The following is a 21119-nucleotide window of genomic DNA, read 5'->3' as shown; positions in this document are numbered from 1 at the left end:
GCTCGATCGTGCGGCGCGGATGGCGCTCGCCCGCGCATCAACCGGCGAAAATCCGCCGCGGCTTCAGCAGTCTTCTGCCGCGCACCGACCAGTAGCAACCGCATGCCAGCAGCACGGCGATGCCGGCGAACGTTTCGGCCGGTGTTGGCCGAATGCCGGCAAGACCCTCGACGGCAAACAGGCCGTGCGTGACACCCAGCAGCGCGGCCCACAGTGCACACGCAGCCTGCAGCAGCAAACGGGTCCCTTTCATATGCCGAGCGCGGGTGTCGTGCGACCAGGTGGGCAGCCGGCGCGCGCAGAAAAAAACGATCGCCATCAGCATGATGACGAGGGTGACGATCCAGTCGATCAGTTTCATCGAAACAGCACTCCCCAAAAGCAGCCGCGACTATAGGGAGGTGTTTCGCCTGCAACTGTCGGAAGATTCTGAATTGTGGGGCGATGTTGAGCGATGTTGAGGTGAGCGCCGCTGCAAGTCGACGCTCGTTGCTGCACGTGGTCTCGGGGCTCGGTGCGCGATCCGCGTGCCGCCCAGCTGCGAGTACATCGATGTGCTCGCCAGATTGCATCAATCCGCGCAGGGTTCGGGCGCAATGCCAGAACAGCGGCTCAACCCATGCCGAACCGCCGCTTTCCTCACTCAGGCAGCGAAGTCGGTCGAAGACGACAGCTGTTTCCACGTTTCCGTTTCCTGCGTCACATAAGCGTTTTTCGCAGCGATGGCGGCCAGCGTGTCCGTCCCAAGCGGCAGGCGCAACGGCGGGGACGCCGCGTCGACCAGCGCGATCATCGCGGCCGCCAGCCTGGTCGGGTCGCCAGGCTGGTTGTGATTCAATTGCATGGCCTTGCGGCGAACCGCACCCGAGGTTTCGTCGTAATCGTCGATCACCTCGGGCGCCACGACCAGCGAGGACGCATCGAGAAAGTCGGTACGAAAATACCCCGGCTCGACGACTGTCGCGTGAATGCCCAGCGGTCTCAACTCGGCATGCAACGCTTCCGTGATGCCTTCGACGGCGAACTTCGTCGACGAATACACGCCAAAGCCCGCCGCGGCACGATAGCCGCCAATCGACGAAACATTGATCACGTGGCCTGAGCGGTTCGCGCGCATGGTCGGCAATACAGCGCGCGTGACGTTGAGCAAGCCGAAGACGTTCGTGTCGTACATGCGACGCACCTCGTTGTCGGCGGATTCTTCCACCGCGCCAAGGAGACCGAACCCGGCGTTGTTGACCAACACGTCGATGCGGCCGAATTTTTCAATCGCGGCCTGCACCGCCGCCTTTGCCTGGGCCTCGTTGGTCACGTCCAGCTCCACCGGCAGCAACGCAGCCGACTCGCCAAGACGCTCGCTGATCGCCGCGACCTTGCGTCCGGCGGCCACCACCGCGTTGCCGTCCGCGAGCGCAGCTTCAGCTATCAATGCGCCGATGCCTCGCGATGCGCCGGTGATGAACCATACCCGCTTGAAACCACCCTGTTGAACGTTAGCCATGATGTCTCTCCTACGTGTGTGATGAAGTGATGCCATCGTAAGCTCGGCGATTGACACAAACTAGCCGTACATGATTGGCGACATAATCAACTTTTATTTGCTAATTGGGGCTTCGCAATACTGCCGCGGCAAGAGGCGCGCGCCGAAGACGATCGTTGAGGGAAGGGTCGCCTTTTGAATCGCGCGGACGTCAGCTCCATCAGCTTCGACAGAACCGCGACCAACTCGCCGGGGCGATCCGAAGCGGGCGCGCCGCGCAACGGCGGTATCATGGGCACGTCTTCGCATGTGCGAGCCGCCCGACGCGGCTCCTTCCAGATCATGATTTCATCTGTTTCCTCATCGTTATTGCGCCGCGCGGCGGTCGTGGCCCTCGTGTTCGGCGCGCTGGCCGCGTGCCAGAAGAACGACGCGTCGGCCGGCCAGGTCGCGGGCAAGCTGAACGACGCCGCGCAGCTTGCCGGTCAGAAGCTCGATCAGGCCGCGAGCTACGTCGGCCAACAGGTCGACGCGACCAAGGACGCCGCGCAACAGAACCTCGACTCGGCCTCCGCGCCGTCGCTCAAGATCGACCCGGCCGCTCTCGCGTCGAGCGCGCAGGCCAACCTGCAGAACGCGGCGAGCGCGGCCAACGCGCAGCTCGGCAAGGCCGCGTCGATCACGGGCCAGGGCCTCGAAACGGCGGGGCGCAAGCTGCAGGCATGGTCGGCGCAGAATGCGGGCGCGTCGGCTTCGTCGACTGCATCGACCGATTCCGCCGACGCGCAGAAGCAGATGGATAAATGACTCGCGCCGTTCGATCCGGTTTCGCCGTTTGACATTAGCGCTATATGTAATTACGATGATTACACATTGTCGTTTCGGGACGGATCTGCCGTGAACACGAGTAGCCGGTTTGCCTTTGCCGTGCATGTGCTCGCGCTGTTGTCGCTACAGGGCGGCGTGCCGTTGTCGTCGGAGATGATCGCGGGCAGCGTGAACACCAATCCCGCGCTCATTCGCCGGCTTCTGAGCATGCTCTCCGACGCCGGCCTCACCACCTCGCAGATGGGCGCCGGTGGCGGCGCGTTGCTTGCGCGGCGGCCGGAACGGATCACGTTGCTCGAGGTCTATCGCGCGGTGGAAGACGCGCAGTTGTTCGCGTTGCATCGCGAGGAGCCAAATCCAGCGTGCATGGTGGGGCGCAATATCCAGAGCGTGTTGAGCGGGATCATCGACGAAGCGCAGCAGGCAATGGAAGCGACGCTGGCCGCGCGCACGCTCGCCGACGCGACCGCCGATGTGGTCCGCTCGGAGAAGCAGCGCGAGCGCAAGCGCCGTGCTTGAGCGTGCCTTCGCGCGCAAGACGCGGCGGCGGTGAACGATAGAAGCGCAGTGTCGTACGGCGCGGGTCGAACTATTCCGGCACGCGTGCCAAACAAAGGAACGGGGTGAGCGCCCCGCTTTTTTCCTCGTTATATGTAACTATAAAAGTTACATATAAGACAACCTGAGGAGTACGCTGATATGAGCAAGCAACTGAAGATCGCCCTGTTTGGCGCGACTGGCATGATCGGTTCGCGGATTGCCGCGGAAGCCGCGCGTCGCGGGCATCAGGTGACGGCGCTGGTGCGCGATCCGGCGCGCGTGCCGGCTGGCGTCGCGAATCTGCATGCGGCGCAGGCCGATCTGCTCGATGCCGCGAGCGTCGGCGCGGCGGTGCGCGCTCAGGACGTGGTCGCAAGCGCGTATGCGCCGCCGCAGGGCGATCTCGCCACGCTGACGCAAGCGACACGCGCGCTGGTCGAGGGGGTGCGCGCGGCGGGACTGAAGCGCGTCGTCGTGGTAGGCGGCGCGGGCTCGCTCGAAGTCGCACCGGGCAAACAACTGGTCGATACCGACGGCTTTCCGGACGCGTACAAGGGTATTGCACTCGCGCACCGCGACGCCTTCGAGTACTACCGCGGCGTGACCGATCTCGACTGGACGTTCTTCGCGCCAGCCGCGCTGATCGCGCCGGGCGAGCGCACCGGCAAGTTCCGCACGGGCGCGAACACGCTGATTGCGGACGCGGACGGCAACAGCCGCATTTCGGCCGAAGACTACGCGATCGCGTTCGTCGACGAACTGGAGCAGGGCCGCTTCATCCGCCAGATCGCGACGGTCGCATACTGACGAGCGGCGGTTCGAATTCGCCGGCCGCGCAAGCGTACTAACATTCGGTTACGCATGTTCGGCCGCGCCGGGCGAAACTGCGGCTACACTGGCGTCTGCCGTTTTCTCACGGATTGCCATGCAGTCATGCCCGTCGCGGCGTGAGTCCGAGGCTGCGCCGTCTGGCGGCGGGCAGCAGCCGGCGATTCTCAGCGCCCCCCATCTCTCCTCCGCTCACACCGCTCGCGATACTGCCAGCGGCGACGCCCGCCCGCGCGCGAGCACAGATGCCGTCGGTTGGTTTGCCGCGCTGCTGTGCGCCGCGCTGATTCTGTGCCTCGGCGCGCTGCCGCGCATGGCGCAAGCCGCGGGCCCCGCGGTCGGCGGCGGCACGCCGGTGATCCCGGCATTGCAGAGCCTGATCAACAGCGCGACGGTGAACGCGACGCCGGCGTCCGCGGCATCGGGGGCGTCGGCGCCCGAGGCGGCGTCGGCGCCGTCGCCCGCGAGCCAGGCGGAGCTGGCGCGCTCGCTCGACAGCGTGATCGCCACGCTCGACAACGACCGCCAGCGCAACGCGCTCGTTGCCCAGCTGAAAAAGCTGCGCGACGTGTCGCAAAGCGCCGCGCAAACCGTCGGGCCACCTGCGCCCGCGTCCGCGCAACCTAGCCCGGGCCTGCTCGGCGCGATCGCCTCGGGCATCGCGTCGTTCGAATCCGACGTGCATCAGGGCCGCACGCCGGTGCGCTACTGGAGCGGGCGCGTGACCGCGGCCGGCAACGAGCTGTACACGATCGTCTCGGGCCAGGGACACGAGGGTGTCGGCACGATCCTGTTGGCGATGCTGGGGATGCTGGCCGGCTGGGGCGCCTGTGCCGGCGCGCTGATCTATCTGCAGCAACGGCTGCACCGGCGCTTCGGTGTCGAGCTGGTGCTGCGGCCCAATCCCACCACGCGCGAGCTGCTGATCTTCGCGTTGCGCCGCGTCGGTCCGTGGATCATCGCGTTCATCGCGGCGCTGCTGTTCATGCGCGCGATGCCCGATTCGCTCGGCCGCACGCTCGGCATGGTGGTCGCGTATGCGATCGTCGCGGGCGCGGTGTTTTCCGCGATCTGTCTGATCATGTTTTCGCTGTTCGGCTCGGGCCACCGCCGCGTCGCGGTGCGCCTGCTGATCGATCACGCGCGCCGCGTGCTGTTCGTGATCGGCGTGTGCGGCGCGCTCGGCGACGCAGCCGTCAATTACGACGTCGAGCATCAGCTCGGCACCAACCTCGCCGCGCTGATTTCGACCGCGGCCAACATGACGGCCGCCGTGCTGACCGGCTATTTCGCGCTCGCGTTTCGCCGGCCGGTCGCGCATCTGATCCGCAACCGGCCGTACGAACAGCGCAACGACCACAAGGCCGCGACCGATGCGTTCGAGGTGCTCGCCGCGCTGTGGCACGTGCCGGTGCTGGTGCTCGCGGCCGCGTCGGTGGTCGCGACGCTCGGCGGCTCCGGCTCCAGCGAAAACGTGCTGCAGATCTCGATCGTCACCGCGCTGCTGCTGGTGCTGGCGTTCTTCCTGTCGGCGATCGTGCTGCGCATGACGCGGCCGCGCAGCGCCCGCGCGCGGCGCCGCTCGCCGTATCTGACGCGGCTGCTGCGCTTTTGCGGCACGTTGCTGACATTGTTCATCTGGCTGTTTTTCTTCGAATCCGCGGCGCGTCTGTGGGGCGTGTCGCTGGCCGCGGTGATCGAGAGGAGCGTGGCGGCGCGCGGCGTCGCGCATGCGATGACGGCGATCGTCGCCACCGTGTTCATCGCGTGGCTGCTGTGGATTCTGGTCGACACCGCGATCACCGAGACGCTCAATCCGGGCAGCCCGCGCAACAAGGCGCGCAGCCCGAGCATGCGCGCCCGCACGATGTTGCCGCTGGTGCGCAACGTGTTGCTCGTCACGATCATGACGATCGGTGGGATCGTCACCGCCGCGAACCTCGGCATCAACGTGACGCCGCTGCTCGCGGGCGCGGGCGTGATCGGTCTGGCGATCGGTTTCGGCGCGCAGTCGCTGGTGACCGACCTGATCACCGGCCTCTTCATCATCATCGAGGACACGATCTCGGTCGGCGACTGGATCGACGTCGATGGCGGGCATGCGGGCACGGTCGAGCATCTGTCGATCCGCACCGTGCGGCTGCGCGACGGGCAGGGCGCGATCCACGCGATTCCGTTCTCGCAGATCAAGATCGTGAAGAACCTGTCGCGCGATTTCGCGTACGCGGTGTTCGAGGTGCGCATGTCGTTCTCGACCGATGTCGACGAGATCACGCAGCTGATTCGCGAAGTCGGCGCGGAGCTGATGGCCGACTTCCGCTACCGGCGCGAGATGCTCGGGCCGATCGAGGTGTGGGGCCTCGACCGCTTCGATCCGAACTGGATGGTCGTCAAAGGGCAGATCAAGACGCGGCCGCTGCAGCAATGGAGCGTCGCGCGCGCGTTCAATTTGCGGCTCAAGCGCAAGATGGACGAGGCCGGCATCGAGATTCCGGTCGCGCAGATGCGGGTGTACACGTCGTCGAAAGATAGCGAGGGCGAGCCGCTGCGCGACGATGAGATGACCGGGTTCGTCGCGCCTGTGAATGCCGGTGCCGATGACAGCCGGCATGCGCATGGCGAGGCGCAGCAGCCGGCGCGGGACGGCGAGCGCGGCAAAACCCATCAAAGGGCGCATGAACCCACTCGCGAAAGAGACCGCGAAGCGGCGCACGAGTATCCGCGCGAAGCTGAGTATGAGGTGGGCGTCGTTGGCCCGTCGGCGCGCGCGTCGACACAGGTGCCGCTTGCTCCCGCCCGTGACGTGTCGCACGAACCGCGTCCGGCGCCGCCGACGACCGGACAGACCGCGCCGATTCCGCCGCAGATTCCGACGGCGGGTGATGTGGGTGGGAAGAATTGAGGCGGGGGTGTGTTTGGGGGCCGTGCAACCGTCAAACCATCTCCGCCGCGTCGGCCATGCGCACGATGTCGTTCACGTGCGTGCCGATCCGCGCGCCTTCGACGCCATAGATATGCAGCGACACCGCCGGCGCATCACTGCTGTTGCCAAGCCGATGAATCGCAGCACGGCCGCCGCGCACGAACGACACTGCGCCGCGTTTGCGCGTCTGAGCGCGCAGCGCGCTCGCGCATTGATGCGCGTCGTCCCATTCGAAGACCGTTTCGCTCAGCTTGCCCTCGACCACCGCGTAACCGCACCAGGTGTGATGGGCGTGCACGGGGCTCGCCTGGCCGGGCTGCCAGACCAGCGCGGCAATCGCATAGCGGCCTTGCGGATCGGCGATGAGCAGATGGCGCCGATAGGTCTCGGCGGAACCTTCGCGTTGCATCGGTGCGAGCAGCGCCGGGTCCGCGGCCGCCTCGGCGAGCGCGAGCCGCATGGTGCGCGCGAAGAACGTCGAATGCGACGGCTCCGGAAATTTCGCGCAGGCTTCGAACATCGCGTCGAGCGTGTCGCACAGGCGCTCGAGCGGTGTGCGCCCGATCTCGCCCAGCGTTTGTGTCGGTAACGCGGCCGCTTCAAGTCGGGCCGGGTCCGGCAGCGACTTCAGGTAGTCGGGAAGGTGCTCGAAAGCGGTGGCGCGAAGGTCGTCGCTCATGGTTTTATTGCAGCGCGGGCGCTGCTGTTCGGCAATTTTCGGTATCGATATTTATACCGGTTTTCCCGGAGAAAGAGTTTCCATATAATTCCCTCGACCGTCAGAAAAGTAGAATAATTTCCTATGAGGGGTGGTGGTATGAGTATGGATATCATCGATCGGAAGCTGCTCGAATTGCTGCAGGCAGACGCGACGATGCCGATCGCCGAACTCGCGCAGCGCGTGAACCTGTCACAGACGCCTTGCTGGAAGCGGCTGCAGCGCCTGAAGGAGGCAGGCGTGATTCGCGCGCAGGTGGCGCTGTGCGACGCGCGCAAGCTCGGGGTCGGAACCACGGTGTTCGTGGCGGTGCGGACGAATCAGCACACGGAGACATGGGCCGCCGCATTTACGCAGGCGGTGCGCGATATTCCGGAAGTGGTCGAGGTCTACCGGATGAGCGGCGAGACCGACTATCTGCTGCGCGTGGTGGTCTCCGATATCGACGACTACGACCGGATCTACAAGCAGTTGATCACGGCCGTGCCGCTGTACGACGTGAGTTCGAGCTTTGCGATGGAGCAGATCAAGTATTCGACGGCGTTGCCGGTGCGGCCGGCTGTGACTGTCACAAATAACGGCTGACGCGCGACAAGCGATGGGGCGGTGACGAACGAACGGAACACGGGTTCGCTACGATGGCGACGTGGTCGATGCATTTAAGGCGACGGGAGAGCACAGACCAAAATCACCAGCAGCGACACGAGGCAGACCGGGTGCCGTCAGGAGCGCCGCTTGCTGCCTCGACAGCAAACGCGCCACAGCGCATCCGTACTGCTCTCCCGGCTGCAAGCCGCGTGCAAGCCCACGGGGCGTAGAATGCCGCCTTCTCCGACCCATCCGCGACTGCGTCGCGAATCGAGCCCGCTTCATGACCAGACCGCCGCGCAAGAAGAATCCGACCTTTGGCATCTCCGTCTTTATCGTGGTGGCGATCCTGCTGGTGATTGCCACGCTGTTCTATAACGCGATCCGCGAAAAGCACGAGTTCGACAGCCAGTCCACGCAGGTGCCACCGGTGGCTTCGCAGGCTGCCGCGGCGGCCACCGCGATGAAACCGGCGAGCGGCGCCGCGCAATAACGCCCGCGCGCTTCCTGCTTCACTCCTCCGGCAGCCGGATCATGCTCGCGTCTTTGCGAATCTGCGCGGATGCCGCGAGCATCTGCTTGCATTGATGCGCGAGCAGCTTCGTGTCATGCACGGCATCGGCCGTATAGTCCGGCGATTTCTCCGTTTCGACGACCATCGCATCGAGCTCGCGACTCATCAGTTTGATCTGCTCGCCCTGCTCGGCGGGCAACGCGGTGCCGGCTTCGGCGGCGCTCAGGTTGTCGCGCACGAGGCTCAAAGCGCGCTGCAGCGGCTGTAGCGAGATATCCTCGACCTGGTGCTGCTGTTGCGCGGAAGTGCGCAACAGTGGCGCGGCGGCCGTGATCTGCGACGCGAGCACATGGCTGCGCACCAGCAGACCGTTCAACTCCGGCACGAACTTCTGCGCGGACTTCGGTTCGAGCATCATCCGCTGGAACGCCTGACCGAGATTCGCGAACGCAACGTGAACGTTCTTGCGCGCGAGCCGATAACGGTAATCGCGGTCGAGCGCGGTCGCCGCGGCGGCAGCGGCGACCGATGCACCGCTTGCCGGCCGCGCGGTCGCGTTGCGGATCGTGGTGGTGTCATGGCTGGCCTCGCCCGCGTTCGCCTCGGCATTGGCGTCGGCGACCGGCTGTGCCACGCCGGCACGCCCAGCGCCGCGCGCACCGACGCCACCCGCCACTTCGGCTTCGGCACCGGCACCGGCACCGGCGAGCGCCGGACCGCCAAAGCCGATCGCCGGATCCGCCATCGCCGCCGCTGGCGCGCGCGCGCCCGCTTCGGTCACGGCCGCGACCACCGCCGCGGCCGGTTTGCCGCTCCACCACCAGCTCGCTTCGAGATACTGCCGCGTCGCGCTGATCATGTTGTTGACGAGCTTGCCCATCAAGCGGTACTCCCAGTACGGGAACAGGTGGCTCGCCGCGATCGCGATCGCGCAGCCGACTACGGTGTCGATCGCGCGCTCGCCGATGATGCGCATGCTGCCCGGCGCGAGCAGATGGAACAGCAGCAGCACATACGATGACGTGAACACGACGCTCGCCGTGTAGTTGAACAGCAGCAGGCTGTAACTCATCACCATCGACGCGAACATCACGACCATCAGGATGTGCGGCTCCTTCACGAAGATGATCAGCGTGATGCTCGCCGCGCAGCCGATCAGCGTGCCGATGATCCGCTGCCCATTGCGCTGCTTGGTCAGCGAGTAGCCGGGCTTCAGAATGATCACGGTGGTCATCACGATCCAGTACGCGTTCGTGAGCGGCAGCAGGCGGCCGAGCCAGAAGCCCACGGCGACCGCGATCGTCACGCGCAACGCGTGTCGAAAGCTCGGCGAGGCCATTGTCAGATTCGACAGGATCTGCCCGAACGGCACGCGCCGGCTCGACACGAAACGGCTCAGCGCCTGGTCGATGCGCAGTTCGGTTTCGGTCGGGCTCGGCTCGGTGGCAAGGCTTCGGCGCATCTTGTCGATCAGCCGCGTGGCGCTCCAGATGCGGCGGAAATTCGACGACACGGCCGAATACGCCTCCGGGTTCTGCGTCGGCAGCTCCTGCTTGCGCATCAGTTCGATTTCATACTCGATCGCGCGCAATTCCGCCTTCACGTTCACGCGCATGCGCGGCGCCTGGTCCTGCAGCACCGCGAGGCCGATCTCCTCGAGATCTTCGGCCGCCTTGCGGATCAGATCGCGATAGAACACCAGCAGATCGGAGCCGCCGAACGTGCTGCGCACGAGCGTGTAATCGGTTTGCGCGCCGACAAACAGCTCGTGCAGATCGACGCTATTGATGAACAGGTTGTAGAGCATCGCGCGGCGCGGTTCGAGCTTGCCGCGCTTCAACTTGGGCAGATTGCGCAGCACGATGTCGCGCGCGGCGTCCTGGCGATCGACCGCGGAGATCTGCTTGTCGACGAGGTTGCGATAGCACTCGTCGAGATCGTTGTCGAGATCGTAGAAGGCGGCGCGCGCGAGCAGATAGTCCGCGCACGCGAACACGCTTTCGGCGAGCGCCTGCTGCTCGATCCGATGCATCATCCAGCGGCTCACGAAGGTCGACCAGTACGTGTACCAGAGACCGCCGAGCAGGATCCACGACGCGTTGACGAGCGCCTGCAAGGGCGTGAAGTGCTCCTCCAGCGTCATGATCATCATGAACAGCGTCGCGAAGCTGATCTGCGGCCAGCGATTGCCGTACACGACGATTAGCGACAGCACGAACGTGAGCGGCACGACCGTGCACCACAGCGCGAGCGGATTGACGGTGGCGAGGCCGGTGGCGAGCGCGGACAGAAAGCCGATCACCGAGCAGGCCAGCATCTCGTTGTGCTTGTACTTGAGCGGGCCCGGCATGTCGACGACGCAGGCGCCGAGCGCACCGGTCGCGATCGTGAAGCCGAGGTCACGATTGTGAAACACGATCAGGCACAGGATGGCCGGTAACGACACGCCGACCGCGATGCGCAGGCCGCCATAAAAGTACTGGCTATAAAGGAATTTTCTTATTTCGACCGAATAGCGCATCGACTACCTGAATCCATTCACCGAGAAAACCGCAGTTGGAAAGACAGCGCGAAACTGCCGTCGAGTCTAACTGATTTTGCGCGCGTTCTGACCTCGTCCATCCGGCCAGGTTATGCCCTGGGGATGGGTTTGTTATGCTGTCGCTTCAATGTCCGCCGTGGCTCGCGCGCATCGCTCGCGGGCCATCAGCGTGCCAAATGTGATCTGGAATCCATGCTTCAGCTCTTCTACTCGAACCGCTACGAGACGCTGGTGGGCGCGCTGCTCGGCGACCTCGCGCAAGCGCCGTCCGACCCGTGGACCGCGCGGCCCGTGATCGTGCCGAGCGCGGCCGTGCGCCGGCGGCTCGAGCTCGATATCGCCGCGCGCCAGGGCATCTGCGCGAACGTTGACTTTGGTTATCTCGCGCAATGGCTGTGGGCGCAGATCGGCGGCGTGATCGAGGTGCCGAAGCATTCGCCGTTCGCGCCGGACCGGCTCGTGTGGCGCTGCTACCGGCTGCTCGACGACTCAGACGAAGCGCTGCCGTGGAACGGGTCGCCGCGTCTGCGCACCTATCTCGATGCGGCCGACGCGTCGATGCGCTACGAACTCGCGCGGCGCGTCGCGACCGTGCTCGATCACTATCTGACTTATCGTCCCGAATGGCTGCTGCAATGGCACAAGGGCGGCTCGATCTTCGCGAGCGGCGCGGCTGACGACACCGGTCCGCGTCTGACCGGCGCGAGCGACGCGGCGCGCGAGGACGAGCGCTGGCAGGCGGCGCTGTGGCGCGCGGTGCTCGCCGAGCTCGCGCAAGCCGGGGGTCATGCGCACACATCCGCGGCCGCGCTGCCGCCCGCGTATCGGTTCCTCGATGAAATCGCGGCGCTCGATCTCGAGGCGATCTCGAACGCGCAATGGCCCGAGGCGGTCAGCGTGTTCGCGCTGCCGACCATGCCGCCGCTGCATATCGCGTTGCTGCGCGCGCTGTCGCGCTGGATCGACGTGCGTCTGTACGTGATGAACCCGTGCCGCGAGTTCTGGTTCGACGTGGTCAGCGAAGGGCGCGTGCAGGCACTCGACGCGGCGGGGCAGCTCGACTATCAGGAAGTCGGTCATCCGCTGCTCGCCGAATGGGGCCGCCAGACTCAGGCGCAGCTGCATATGCTGCACGAGCTGACCGAAAGCGCCGCATCGGCCGAGACCGGCGACTTCACCGAAAACCCGGAGCCGAGCTGGCTCGCCGCGGTGCAGAACGGCATCCTCGCTTTGCGCAATGAGGCCGATGCCGACGAGTTGCCTATCAAGCGCGGTATCGAGGTGCACGTCTGTCATAGCCTGTCCCGGCAGCTCGAAGTGCTGCACGATCGCCTGCTCGGCTGGTTCGACGAATTCGACGATCTACAGCCGTCCGACGTGCTGGTCGCGGTGTCCGATCTCGCGGCGGCCGGTCCGCTGATCGATGCGGTGTTCGGCACCACGCCCGCCGGCGACACGCGCCGCATTCCGTACCGCATTACCGGCCTGCCGCCGTCGCAGGCCAATCCGGTCGCGCGTCTGTTGCTCGACTGGCTCGCGCTGCCCGAGCGCAGCGTCGGCGCGCCGGATCTGATCGAATGGCTGCGCGTCGACGCGGTCGCGGTGCGCTACGGCATCGATGCGAATTCGCTCGAAGCCGCGCAGGAATGGCTCGCGGCCGCCGGCGCGCGGCGCGGGCTCGCGCCGCTCGAACCGTTGGGTGAACACGTGCCGGTCGCGCGTCATACGTTCGCCGATGCGCTGACGCGCCTGTACCTCGGCTACGCGATGCCGGCAGGCGGCGAGCCGGTCGATGCGTGGCTGCCGGTCGAAGGCGCGGGCGGTTCGGATGCTGAACTGCTCGGCCGTCTGTCGCGTTTCGTCGACGACATCGACAGCTTCGCGGCGAGCTGCGCGATCGAGCGCATGCCGTCCGACTGGTCGCAACTGCTGCTCGAAACGCTCGGGCAGTGCTTCGACGGCGGCGTCGAGTTCGCCGATTCGCTCGCGGCCGTGCGCGACGCGCTCGATGCGATGAGCGCCGCGATGCAGGCCGGCGCGCATGATGTGTTGCTGCCGGCGTCGGTGGTGCGCACCGCGCTCACCGAAGCGCTCGACGACCCCGCACGCGGCGGCGTGCCGTGGGGCAGCGTGACGTTTTCTTCGCTGACGAGCTTGCGCGGTTTGCCGTTCCGCGTGGTCTGCCTGCTCGGCATGGACGACGGCGTGCTGCCGTCGCTCGCGCGTGCCGACGAGTTCGACCTGATGGCCGCGTTTGGCAAGGCCGGCGACCGTCAGCGCCGCGACGACGAGCGCAATCTGTTCCTCGATCTGCTGCTCGCCGCGCGCGAGCGGCTCTTCATCGCCTACACGGGCCGCAGCATTCGCGATAACGCGCCGCTGCCGCCGGCCGCGCTCGTCGATGAACTGCTCGATCATCTCGCGCAGGTGTCGGCGGGCGAGGACGCGAGTCCGGCCGAGGTCGACAGCGCGCGGCGCGAGTTCATCGTCGAGCATCCGTTGCAGGCGTTCGCGTCGGACTACTTCGCGGCGAAGCCCGACCTGTTCACCTACGACGCCGATCGCGCCGAGCTGGCCACGCTGCTTGCCGAACCGCAGCATGCCGCCGCCACGCCGTTCTTCGATCAACCGCTGCCGCCGGAAGATATGCACGAGGTGGAGTTCGACGACTTCGTGCGCTTCTGGCGTCATCCGGCGCGCGCACTGCTGCGCGACCGGCTCGGAATCGCGTTGTCGGATGCGCAGGGCGAGTTGCTCGACACCGAGCCGTTCGATCTCGACTACGCGGGCCGCGACGCACTCGCCGAGCGCCTGCTGCCGGTCCTGCTAGACGCCGGCACCGACGACGAGGTGATCTATAGCCGCGTGCAGCGCGTCGCCGAGGCGAGCCCCGAGTTGCCCGGCGGCGCGACCGGCGCGGTGTGGCGCGCGCGCGAGCTGTCCGCGCTGCGGCAGTTGGCGCAAAGCGTGCGGCGCGAAGTGGCCGAGGGCGTCGAGCGCTTGCCGTTCGTGCTCGACGTCTCGCCGCGCTGGCCGCAAGGCGGCGCTGGCACCGACGGCGCCGTCTCCCTGTTTGGCGACTACGACGCGCTGTTGCTCGAGTCCGCCGAAACGCCGTTGCAACTGCGCGGCACGTTGAACCTGCTGACCGGAACGGGACAAGTGATCTTTCGTTATGCCAAAGCCAGCGCGCGCGACTATCTGTCCGCGTGGCTCGCGCATCTGGTCTATTGCGCGGCGCAGCCGGACGGCCCGCGCCGCACCGTGTGGCACGGCAGCGGCGAGAGCTTCGAGCTCGCGCCCGTCGCGGCTCCGCTCGACGAACTCGCGCCGTTGGCTGCGCTCTTCAATGCCGGCCGCCGGCTGCCGCTGCGCTTCTTCCCGAAAAGCGCATGGGCGCGGCTCAGCGAAAGCGAATCGGCGGCGCAAGGCGTATGGGTCAACGACCGCGTGCGCGGCGAATCCGACGACCCCGCGTTGCGCATCGCGCTGCGCGGCACACCGCTCACGCTCGACGAACCGTTCGGCAGCCTCGCCGCGATCGTTTTCAAGCCACTGATCCAGCATTTGCGGAGCGCCTCATGAGCCACGCGCTGCGCCATCAAAGCCTCGCCGCCGACGAACTCGACGTGTTCGCATGCCCGCTCGACGGCGTGAACCAGATCGAAGCGTCGGCGGGCACCGGCAAGACGTGGAACATCTGCGCGCTGTACGTGCGGCTGCTGCTGGAAAAGAACCTGAACGCGGATCAGATTCTCGTCGTCACGTTCACGAAGGCCGCGACCGCGGAGCTGCACGAGCGCATACGCGGCCGTCTCGCGGAACTGCATCGCGCGATCGAGATGGACGACGACGGCGACGATCCGTTCATCCGCCGGCTGTTCGAAACGACGCTCGCGCCGGAGCGCGGTATCGAGCGCGAGGCCGCGTTGAAGGTCGTGCGCCGCGCGCTGCGCACGTTCGATCAGGCCGCGATCCACACGATCCACGCGTTCTGTCAGCGCGCCTTGCAGGAAGCGCCGTTCGCGGCCGCGATGCCATTCGCGTTCGAGATGGAAGCCGACGACGCGGCGCTGCGTTTCGAACTCGCCGCCGATTTCTGGCGCGAGCAGGTCGAGCCGGTCGCGCATGCGCATCCGGCGTTCGCCGCGTGGCTGGTGGCCAAGCGCGCCGGTCCCGCGTCGCTCGACGAGCAGCTGGCACGGCGCCTGAAAAAGCCGCTCGCGCAATTGCGCTGGGGCAGCGTCGACGCGGCCGGCGCAAGCGCCGATCCGCAGGCCGGCTTCGATGTCGCGTGCGCGATCTGGCGGGCCGAACGCGACGCGATCGTCGCGCTACTGGCCGAGGCACAGGAGCGCCTGAGCAAGACCACGCACAAGCTCGATCACGTGAGCGCCGCGATCGCCGCGTGGACCGACTACTTCGCGCAGGGCGACTGCCATGCGCCGCCGCCGCGCGCCGCGCTGAAGCTGACGGCGTCGGCGTTGAAGAAGGCAACCAAGGTCAAGTTCGAGCCGCCCGCACATCCGTTCTTCGAGCATGCCGACGCGCTGGCCGCGGCCGTGGTCGCCGCCGAGGCCGCGCAGCGCGCGCGCTGGCTCGCGCTGGTGCAGACATGGCTCGACTACGCGCCGGCCGAGTTGGTGGCGCGCAAGCGCACGCGCCGAGTTGTATCGTTCGACGATCTGCTCGCGAATCTGTATCGCGCACTGGCCGCGCATGCCTGGCTCGCCGATGCATTGCGTAGCCGCTATCCGGCCGCGCTGATCGACGAGTTCCAGGACACCGATCCGCTGCAATTCGCGATCTTCAGCCGCATCTTCGCGCCGGCGGGACCGCTGTTCCTCGTCGGCGATCCAAAGCAGGCGATCTACAGTTTTCGCGCGGCGGATCTGCATACGTATCTCGCGGCGCGCGAGTCGGCGTCCGCGTGCTACACGCTCGCGGTCAACCAGCGTTCGACCGCACCGATCGTCGAGGCGTGCAACCGGATCTTCGAAGCGAACCGCCAGGCGTTCGTGCTCGACGGGCTCGACTATCAGCCAGTGCGTGCGGGCGAGCGGCGCCGCGCGCCGTTTACCGATCCCGACGCGAGCGGCGGCGATTTCCGCATCTGGACGTTGCCGCGCGGCGCAACGCCGCTGGACAAACGCAGCGCGCAGCGCGCCGCGAGCGAAGCGTGCGCGGCCGAGATCGTGCGGCTTTTGCGAGGGGCGCGCGAAGGTGTCGTGACGATCGGTGACAAGCCGCTCGCACCGGGCGATATCGCCGTGCTCGTGCAGACGCACAAGCAGGGCAGCCTCGTCAAACGCGTGCTCGCGGCGTGGGGCGTCGGCAGCGTGGAGCTTGCGCAGGCGTCGGTGTTCGCGACGCTCGACGCCGAGCAGATCGAGCGCGTGCTGGCCGCCATCGACACGCCCGGCGATCTGCGTCGCCTGCGCGCCGCGCTCGCCACCGACTGGCTCGGGCTCGATGCCGCCGCGCTGTGGCGTCTCACGCAGGTCGCCGATGCGCCCGCGGCCGCGGCCGTTGACGAACCCGCGCCGGCGCTCGACGCCGCCGACGCGATGGGCTGGGTCGAGCGTTTTTCGCGCTACCGGATGCTGTGGCACGAACGCGGCTTCGCGGTGATGTGGCGCACGCTGGTGCGCGAGCTGCGCGTCGCGCAGCGGCTCGTCGCGGGTGTCGACGGTGAGCGTCGGCTGACCAACGTGAACCATCTCGCCGAGCTCGTGCAGGCGCGCGCGGCCACCCAGCCCGGCATCGCGCCTACCTTGCGCTGGCTCGCCGCGCAGCGCGAGCAGGGCGGCGGTGACGAGGCGCAACTGCGGCTCGAGTCGGATCGCAATCTCGTGCAGATCGTCACGGTCCATAAATCGAAGGGACTCGAATACGCGGTCGTGTTCTGTCCGTTCCTGAACGATGGCGGCTTGCGCGAGCCGCCCTCGTCGGGCTTGCCCGACGCGCGCGAGTATCACGACGACAGCGGCGACGCGGTGCTGCACTACGGTTGCGACGAAGAGGAAGCCGAGCGCGCCTCGCGTTACGCGGTGCGCGAGCAGGCGGCGGAACGCGCGCGGCTCGTCTATGTGGCGCTCACGCGCGCGGTGTATCGCTGCTATCTCGTCGCGGGCACGTATCTGTCGGCGCGCTCGACGAAGGAGTCGCGGCGCAGCGTGCTGAATTGGCTCGTCGGCGGCAGCGGCCACACGTTCGACGCCTGGCTCGCCGAGCCGCCCGACGAAGCCGCGCTCGCGGCGAGCTGGCAGGCGCTCGCGGGCGGACCGGTCACGTTGCGGGCGCTGCCCGAAGTGACGCGCCGCATACCGCTCGAAAGTCTGCGAGATCAGGGCGCGCATCTGCACGCGCGCGCGAATCGGCGGCCGTTGCGCGATCAGTGGCGCATGGCAAGTTTCAGCGGGCTGATCGCGGCCGGCGGCAGGAGCGCGGATGCGCACGCGCACGCGCCGCAGGAAGACGTGCGGCCCGACCACGATGAAATCGCCGATGCGCTACCCTCCGCGCCGCTGCTCACGCCGCTCGCCGCGTCGAGCGCCCCGGCGCATGCCGACGACGACATCCTCGCGTTCCCGCGCGGCGCGGCGGCCGGCGATTGCCTGCATCGGATGTTCGAACTCGCCGATTTTACCGAGGCGCGCACCTGGCCCGACGCGATCCGCGGCGCGCTGCGCGAGCGTCCGGCGCCGGCCGCGCCCGAGCTCGCCGCGCGCTTGCCCGCGATGATGCATCGGCTGATCGCCGACGTCGTCTCGACCGAACTCGTGCCGGGCATGACGCTCGCGCGGCTCGATCCGCGTCGGCGCCTGAACGAACTCGAGTTTCTGTTCGCGGCCCCGTCGCTGGATTTTCCGGCGCTGCGCGAGCTGCTGATCGAATACGGCTATCCCGACGTCGCGCTGGAGCCTGGCGTGCTGCGCGGGTTCGTCAAAGGATTTATCGACATGATCGTCGAGCACGACGGCCGCTTCTGGATCGTCGACTGGAAGTCGAACCATCTCGGCGACACCGCCGCCGACTACGCGGCCGCGCCGCTCGAAACGGCGATGGCGAGTCACGCGTACCACCTGCAGGCGCTGCTCTATACGGTCGCGCTGCATCGCTATCTGAAGACGCGCGTGCGCGACTATGCATACGACACGCATATCGGCGGCTACCTGTATCTGTTCGTGCGCGGCGTGCGGCCCGACTGGCGCGATGTCGACGGTGCCGCTGGTGTGCACAGGCGGCGTGCGCCGTTCGAACTGGTGGCGCTGCTCGACGCGGCGATGATCGGAGGTGGCGCATGAGCACGCCCGGCACGCTTGATGAGCGCGCGGCCGCGCCGCTCGGGCTCGAAGACATCGGCGTCAACCTGCCCGCACCGGCCGATTTCAGCATCGCGCTCGCCGAAGGGTTCGCGCGCCGTATCGGCATGCTCGCGCGGCGCGGTGGCGCATCGACCGAGGTGGTGAAGTGGGCCGCGCGCGGCGCGTTCGCCGCGAGCCGCGCGACCGCCGAAGGGCACGTGTGCGTGCCGCTCGCGACGCTCGCGCGCCGCTTCGACGCGTCGAGCGCCGAAGTGCGCGCGGCGCTGCTCGCGAGCGGCATGGCAAGCGATGGCGCAGCGGACGCGGCGGGCGCGGCGGCGTTGCGCCCGCTCGTGATCGACGCGCAGGGGCGTCTCTATCTCGCGCGCTACTACGACTACGAGCGGCGCCTGGCCCACGCCCTGGTCGCGCATGCGACGGGCGAGGCGAGCACCGCGAAGGCCGACGCGGACACCGCCCCCGCCGCTTTGCGCGAACGCCTGCTGCGCTACTTCGGTCCGCCGCGAGACGATGACGTCGACTGGCAACGCGTCGCGGCCGTGATGGCGCTGTCGGGGCGGCTGACGATCGTCAGCGGCGGCCCGGGAACCGGCAAGACCACGACCGTGGTCGGCGTGCTTGCGTGTCTGCTCGATGCGCGGGCCGATTTGCGCATCGCGCTGGCGGCGCCGACCGGCAAGGCGGCGCAACGGATGCAGGAAGCGTTGCTCGCGCGCGCGGGCGACCTGCCGCCCGAACTCGCCGCGCGTTTGCCGCAGACCTCGTACACGCTGCATCGCTTGCTGGGGCCGGGGCCGAGCGGGCGCTTCCGGCATCATCGCGATAATCCGTTGCCGTATGACGTGGTCGTGGTCGACGAGGCGTCGATGATCGACGTGGCGATGGCCACGCATCTGCTCGACGCGATCGGGCCGCAAACGCGGCTCGTGATGCTCGGTGACAAGGACCAGCTCGCCGCGGTCGAAGCCGGCGCGGTGTTCGCCGAACTCAGCGCGCGGCCGGCGTTGAGCGCGCGCGGATTGCAATGGGTCGCGCAGGCGCTCGACATCGACGAGGCGCGGCTCGCGCGGGCTTTGCCGCGCGCGTTGCGTGAAGTCGATGAAGCACCGTTGGACGATTTATTTGCGCCGCCCGAGACGCCACAAACCGTCGAGCCACCCGCGTCGGGCGATCTGTTCGGTGACGGCGTGACATCGGCGACTGGCGAGCAGGCGGATCGCGATAAGCGATCGGCGATCGAACGCAACCCGCTCGCGGACTGCGTCGTCTGGCTCGAGCGCAACTACCGGTTCGGCCTCGAGTCGCCGATCGGCCGTTTGTCCGTCGCGATTCGCAACGGCTCACCGAGCGCGGCGCTCGACGTATTGCAGATCGACCCGACCGAGGTCTGCGCCGCGGCGCTGCACGAGGACGCTCACACGACGCTGGCCCAGCGCACCACCGCAAGACTTGCCGGTGGCTTCGCGCCGTACGCCGACGCGCTTGCCAGGGCGCTCGCCGTCGATACGCCCGATCCAGTGCCGCTCTTCGACGCGCTCAACCGCTTCCGCATCCTCTGTGCGACGCGGCTCGGACCTCGCGGCGTCGATCAGGTCAACGCGGCGATGGCGGCTGAGGTGCGCCGCGCCGCGGGCGTCACGCTCGCGGTCGGCGCGCAGTGGTTTGCCGGACGTCCGGTGATGGTGACGCGCAACGATTACGCGCTGAGTCTGTTCAATGGCGACATCGGCATTGCGCTGCCGGGCGCGGGTGGCGCGCTGCGCGTGTACTTTCGCACCGGCGACGGCGGTGTGCGCGCGGTGTCGCCGGCCGCGCTGCCGCCGCACGACACCGCGTTCGCGCTGACGGTCCACAAGTCGCAAGGTTCGGAGTTCGAGCAAGCGGTGCTGGTGCTGCCGTCGGCGTTCAGCCGGGTGTTGTCGCGTGAGCTCGTGTATACGGCGATTACTCGCGCGCGCGAACGCGTCGAGGTGATCGGCGCGCGGGCCGTGCTCGCGCAGGCGATCGCGACGCCGACGCAGCGTGATTCGGGGCTGGCCGCGCGGATTGCCGAAGCATCGCGTTGATCGCGCGGCAGCAGGCAGAAAAAGCGAAGTGGCGGACTTGTGGTGCGAGCGGCGCTCAACCGGCAACCCCGCTCGCCCGCTCGATGGCCTCGACGCGGCTGCGCATCGTCCTGCGATACCACAGTGTCCACAGCGCGAGTCCCGCGTAGATGCCGTAGCCGATCAAGGGCGACACGACGAGGAAGCGTTCGATCGGCCACGTCAGCGCCATCCACGCGCGTAGCGCGGTTTCGGCGGTCAGCCCGATGCCCCACACGAGCGTCATGGTTCGCATCGCGGTGGCGAGACCGGGGCGCTCGCGCCATAGCGCCTCGAAATGCGCGGCGCCGCCTTCCATTTCGCGCGCGACCGTCGCGCGCGCGAGGTAGAAGATCAGAGGACGACGCATCGGCAGTGACAGCAGGAACACGACGCCGACCGCGCCGGACACCAGCGACTCGCGCAACAGCAGCATGCGCGGACTGCCCCCGAGCGCCATGGCCGCGACCGACAGCACGATGCCCGCCACCACCATCACGCTGAGCGCATCGACGCGCCTGAAGCGCGCGAGCTCGATCGCGCTCCACACGAGCGGCGGCACGGCGGACGCGATCAGCGCGCCGGTCTCGCCGACCCGCGGCAACGCGAGCCGGTAAGCAAGCCACGGCAGCAGAAAGTTGACGGCCAGTTCGAGCACGAAACCGGGACGGATTTTCATATGAATTTACGCCGTAAGCGAAAGAACCAGTATCGATGAACCGGTCGGGCCGACGCAAATGGTTTTT

General features: G+C 67.4%; 14 protein-coding genes. 9 read left to right on the top strand and 5 right to left on the bottom strand.

Translation table 11 applies throughout. From position 1 onward, the window contains the following. Window positions 1-37: 37 nt before the first annotated feature. Window positions 38-361, bottom strand: a complete 324-nt coding sequence (locus HDG33_RS15960; protein ID WP_184029981.1) for a hypothetical protein — start codon at window positions 359-361, stop codon at window positions 38-40. A gap of 282 nt (window positions 362-643) precedes the next feature. Next, a complete protein-coding gene (locus HDG33_RS15955; RefSeq protein WP_184029978.1) occupies window positions 644-1501 on the bottom strand; it encodes an oxidoreductase in 858 nt (285 codons plus the stop codon). A gap of 321 nt (window positions 1502-1822) precedes the next feature. Between HDG33_RS15955 and HDG33_RS15950 the strand changes: the two genes are divergently transcribed. From HDG33_RS15950 to HDG33_RS15935, 4 genes are all read left to right on the top strand, one after another. Continuing rightward, complete coding sequence (locus HDG33_RS15950; RefSeq protein WP_184030070.1) at window positions 1823-2287, top strand: hypothetical protein; 465 nt, start codon at window positions 1823-1825, stop codon at window positions 2285-2287. A 90-nt stretch (window positions 2288-2377) separates the two neighbouring features. After that, complete coding sequence (locus HDG33_RS15945) at window positions 2378-2827, top strand: Rrf2 family transcriptional regulator (RefSeq protein ID WP_184029975.1); 450 nt, start codon at window positions 2378-2380, stop codon at window positions 2825-2827. 180 nt (window positions 2828-3007) lie between these two features. Beyond that, window positions 3008-3655, top strand: coding sequence for an NAD(P)-dependent oxidoreductase (locus HDG33_RS15940; protein WP_184029972.1), 648 nt, complete (start codon window positions 3008-3010; stop codon window positions 3653-3655). A gap of 118 nt (window positions 3656-3773) precedes the next feature. After that, on the top strand, window positions 3774-6578 hold the full coding sequence (locus tag HDG33_RS15935; RefSeq protein ID WP_184029969.1) for a mechanosensitive ion channel family protein: 2805 nt from the start codon (window positions 3774-3776) through the stop codon (window positions 6576-6578). Between the two features lie 31 nt (window positions 6579-6609). Here the strand turns inward: HDG33_RS15935 and HDG33_RS15930 are convergent, their stop codons facing one another. Then, window positions 6610-7278, bottom strand: a complete 669-nt coding sequence (locus tag HDG33_RS15930; RefSeq protein ID WP_184029966.1) for a cysteine dioxygenase family protein — start codon at window positions 7276-7278, stop codon at window positions 6610-6612. 138 nt (window positions 7279-7416) lie between these two features. Between HDG33_RS15930 and HDG33_RS15925 the strand changes: the two genes are divergently transcribed. Then, on the top strand, window positions 7417-7902 hold the full coding sequence (locus tag HDG33_RS15925) for an Lrp/AsnC family transcriptional regulator (RefSeq protein ID WP_090804098.1): 486 nt from the start codon (window positions 7417-7419) through the stop codon (window positions 7900-7902). 286 nt (window positions 7903-8188) lie between these two features. Beyond that, on the top strand, window positions 8189-8398 hold the full coding sequence (locus HDG33_RS15920) for a hypothetical protein (protein WP_184029963.1): 210 nt from the start codon (window positions 8189-8191) through the stop codon (window positions 8396-8398). A 19-nt stretch (window positions 8399-8417) separates the two neighbouring features. Here HDG33_RS15920 and HDG33_RS15915 read toward each other — a convergent pair whose 3' ends face one another. Further along, window positions 8418-10940 (bottom strand): FUSC family membrane protein, encoded by a 2523-nt coding sequence (locus HDG33_RS15915; protein WP_184029960.1) that lies wholly within the window; start codon window positions 10938-10940, stop codon window positions 8418-8420. Between the two features lie 213 nt (window positions 10941-11153). Between HDG33_RS15915 and recC the strand changes: the two genes are divergently transcribed. From recC to HDG33_RS15900, 3 genes are read left to right on the top strand one after another with little or no spacing between them, the layout of a single operon-like run. Beyond that, window positions 11154-14546 (top strand): exodeoxyribonuclease V subunit gamma, encoded by a 3393-nt coding sequence (gene recC / locus HDG33_RS15910; RefSeq protein ID WP_184029957.1) that lies wholly within the window; start codon window positions 11154-11156, stop codon window positions 14544-14546. After that, the gene (recB, locus tag HDG33_RS15905) at window positions 14543-18268 is read left to right on the top strand and encodes an exodeoxyribonuclease V subunit beta (protein WP_184029954.1); all 3726 of its coding nucleotides are present in this window, start codon (window positions 14543-14545) and stop codon (window positions 18266-18268) included. Before recC ends, recB begins: the two co-directional genes overlap by 4 nt. Further along, a complete protein-coding gene (locus HDG33_RS15900; RefSeq protein ID WP_184029951.1) occupies window positions 18265-20355 on the top strand; it encodes an AAA family ATPase in 2091 nt (696 codons plus the stop codon). Before recB ends, HDG33_RS15900 begins: the two co-directional genes overlap by 4 nt. A gap of 55 nt (window positions 20356-20410) precedes the next feature. On the opposite strand, the gene HDG33_RS15895 is transcribed toward HDG33_RS15900, so the two are convergent. Then, the gene (locus HDG33_RS15895) at window positions 20411-21052 is read right to left on the bottom strand and encodes a VC0807 family protein (protein ID WP_184029948.1); all 642 of its coding nucleotides are present in this window, start codon (window positions 21050-21052) and stop codon (window positions 20411-20413) included. Window positions 21053-21119: the final 67 nt, after the last annotated feature.

It is taken from the genome of Paraburkholderia sp. Cpub6 (assembly GCF_014201065.1).
In the GTDB taxonomy this organism is placed as follows: domain Bacteria; phylum Pseudomonadota; class Gammaproteobacteria; order Burkholderiales; family Burkholderiaceae; genus Paraburkholderia; species Paraburkholderia tuberum.
The sequence above is the reverse complement of the archived record's forward strand: the minus strand, read 5'-3'. Positions and strand labels throughout refer to the sequence as shown.

Bases quoted from the DNA above. Each gene is read 5' to 3' on its own strand.
- HDG33_RS15940 (WP_184029972.1), top strand. From the start codon at position 3,008: ATGAGCAAGCAACTGAAGATCGCCCTGTTTGGCGCGACTGGCATGATC.
- HDG33_RS15920 (WP_184029963.1), top strand. From the start codon at position 8,189: ATGACCAGACCGCCGCGCAAGAAGAATCCGACCTTTGGCATCTCCGTC.
- HDG33_RS15960 (WP_184029981.1), bottom strand. From the start codon at position 361: ATGAAACTGATCGACTGGATCGTCACCCTCGTCATCATGCTGATGGCG.
- HDG33_RS15930 (WP_184029966.1), bottom strand. From the start codon at position 7,278: ATGAGCGACGACCTTCGCGCCACCGCTTTCGAGCACCTTCCCGACTAC.
- HDG33_RS15935 (WP_184029969.1), top strand. From the start codon at position 3,774: ATGCAGTCATGCCCGTCGCGGCGTGAGTCCGAGGCTGCGCCGTCTGGC.
- HDG33_RS15950 (WP_184030070.1), top strand. From the start codon at position 1,823: ATGATTTCATCTGTTTCCTCATCGTTATTGCGCCGCGCGGCGGTCGTG.
- HDG33_RS15955 (WP_184029978.1), bottom strand. From the start codon at position 1,501: ATGGCTAACGTTCAACAGGGTGGTTTCAAGCGGGTATGGTTCATCACC.
- recC (WP_184029957.1), top strand. From the start codon at position 11,154: ATGCTTCAGCTCTTCTACTCGAACCGCTACGAGACGCTGGTGGGCGCG.
- HDG33_RS15915 (WP_184029960.1), bottom strand. From the start codon at position 10,940: ATGCGCTATTCGGTCGAAATAAGAAAATTCCTTTATAGCCAGTACTTT.
- HDG33_RS15925 (WP_090804098.1), top strand. From the start codon at position 7,417: ATGAGTATGGATATCATCGATCGGAAGCTGCTCGAATTGCTGCAGGCA.
- recB (WP_184029954.1), top strand. From the start codon at position 14,543: ATGAGCCACGCGCTGCGCCATCAAAGCCTCGCCGCCGACGAACTCGAC.
- HDG33_RS15900 (WP_184029951.1), top strand. From the start codon at position 18,265: ATGAGCACGCCCGGCACGCTTGATGAGCGCGCGGCCGCGCCGCTCGGG.
- HDG33_RS15895 (WP_184029948.1), bottom strand. From the start codon at position 21,052: ATGAAAATCCGTCCCGGTTTCGTGCTCGAACTGGCCGTCAACTTTCTG.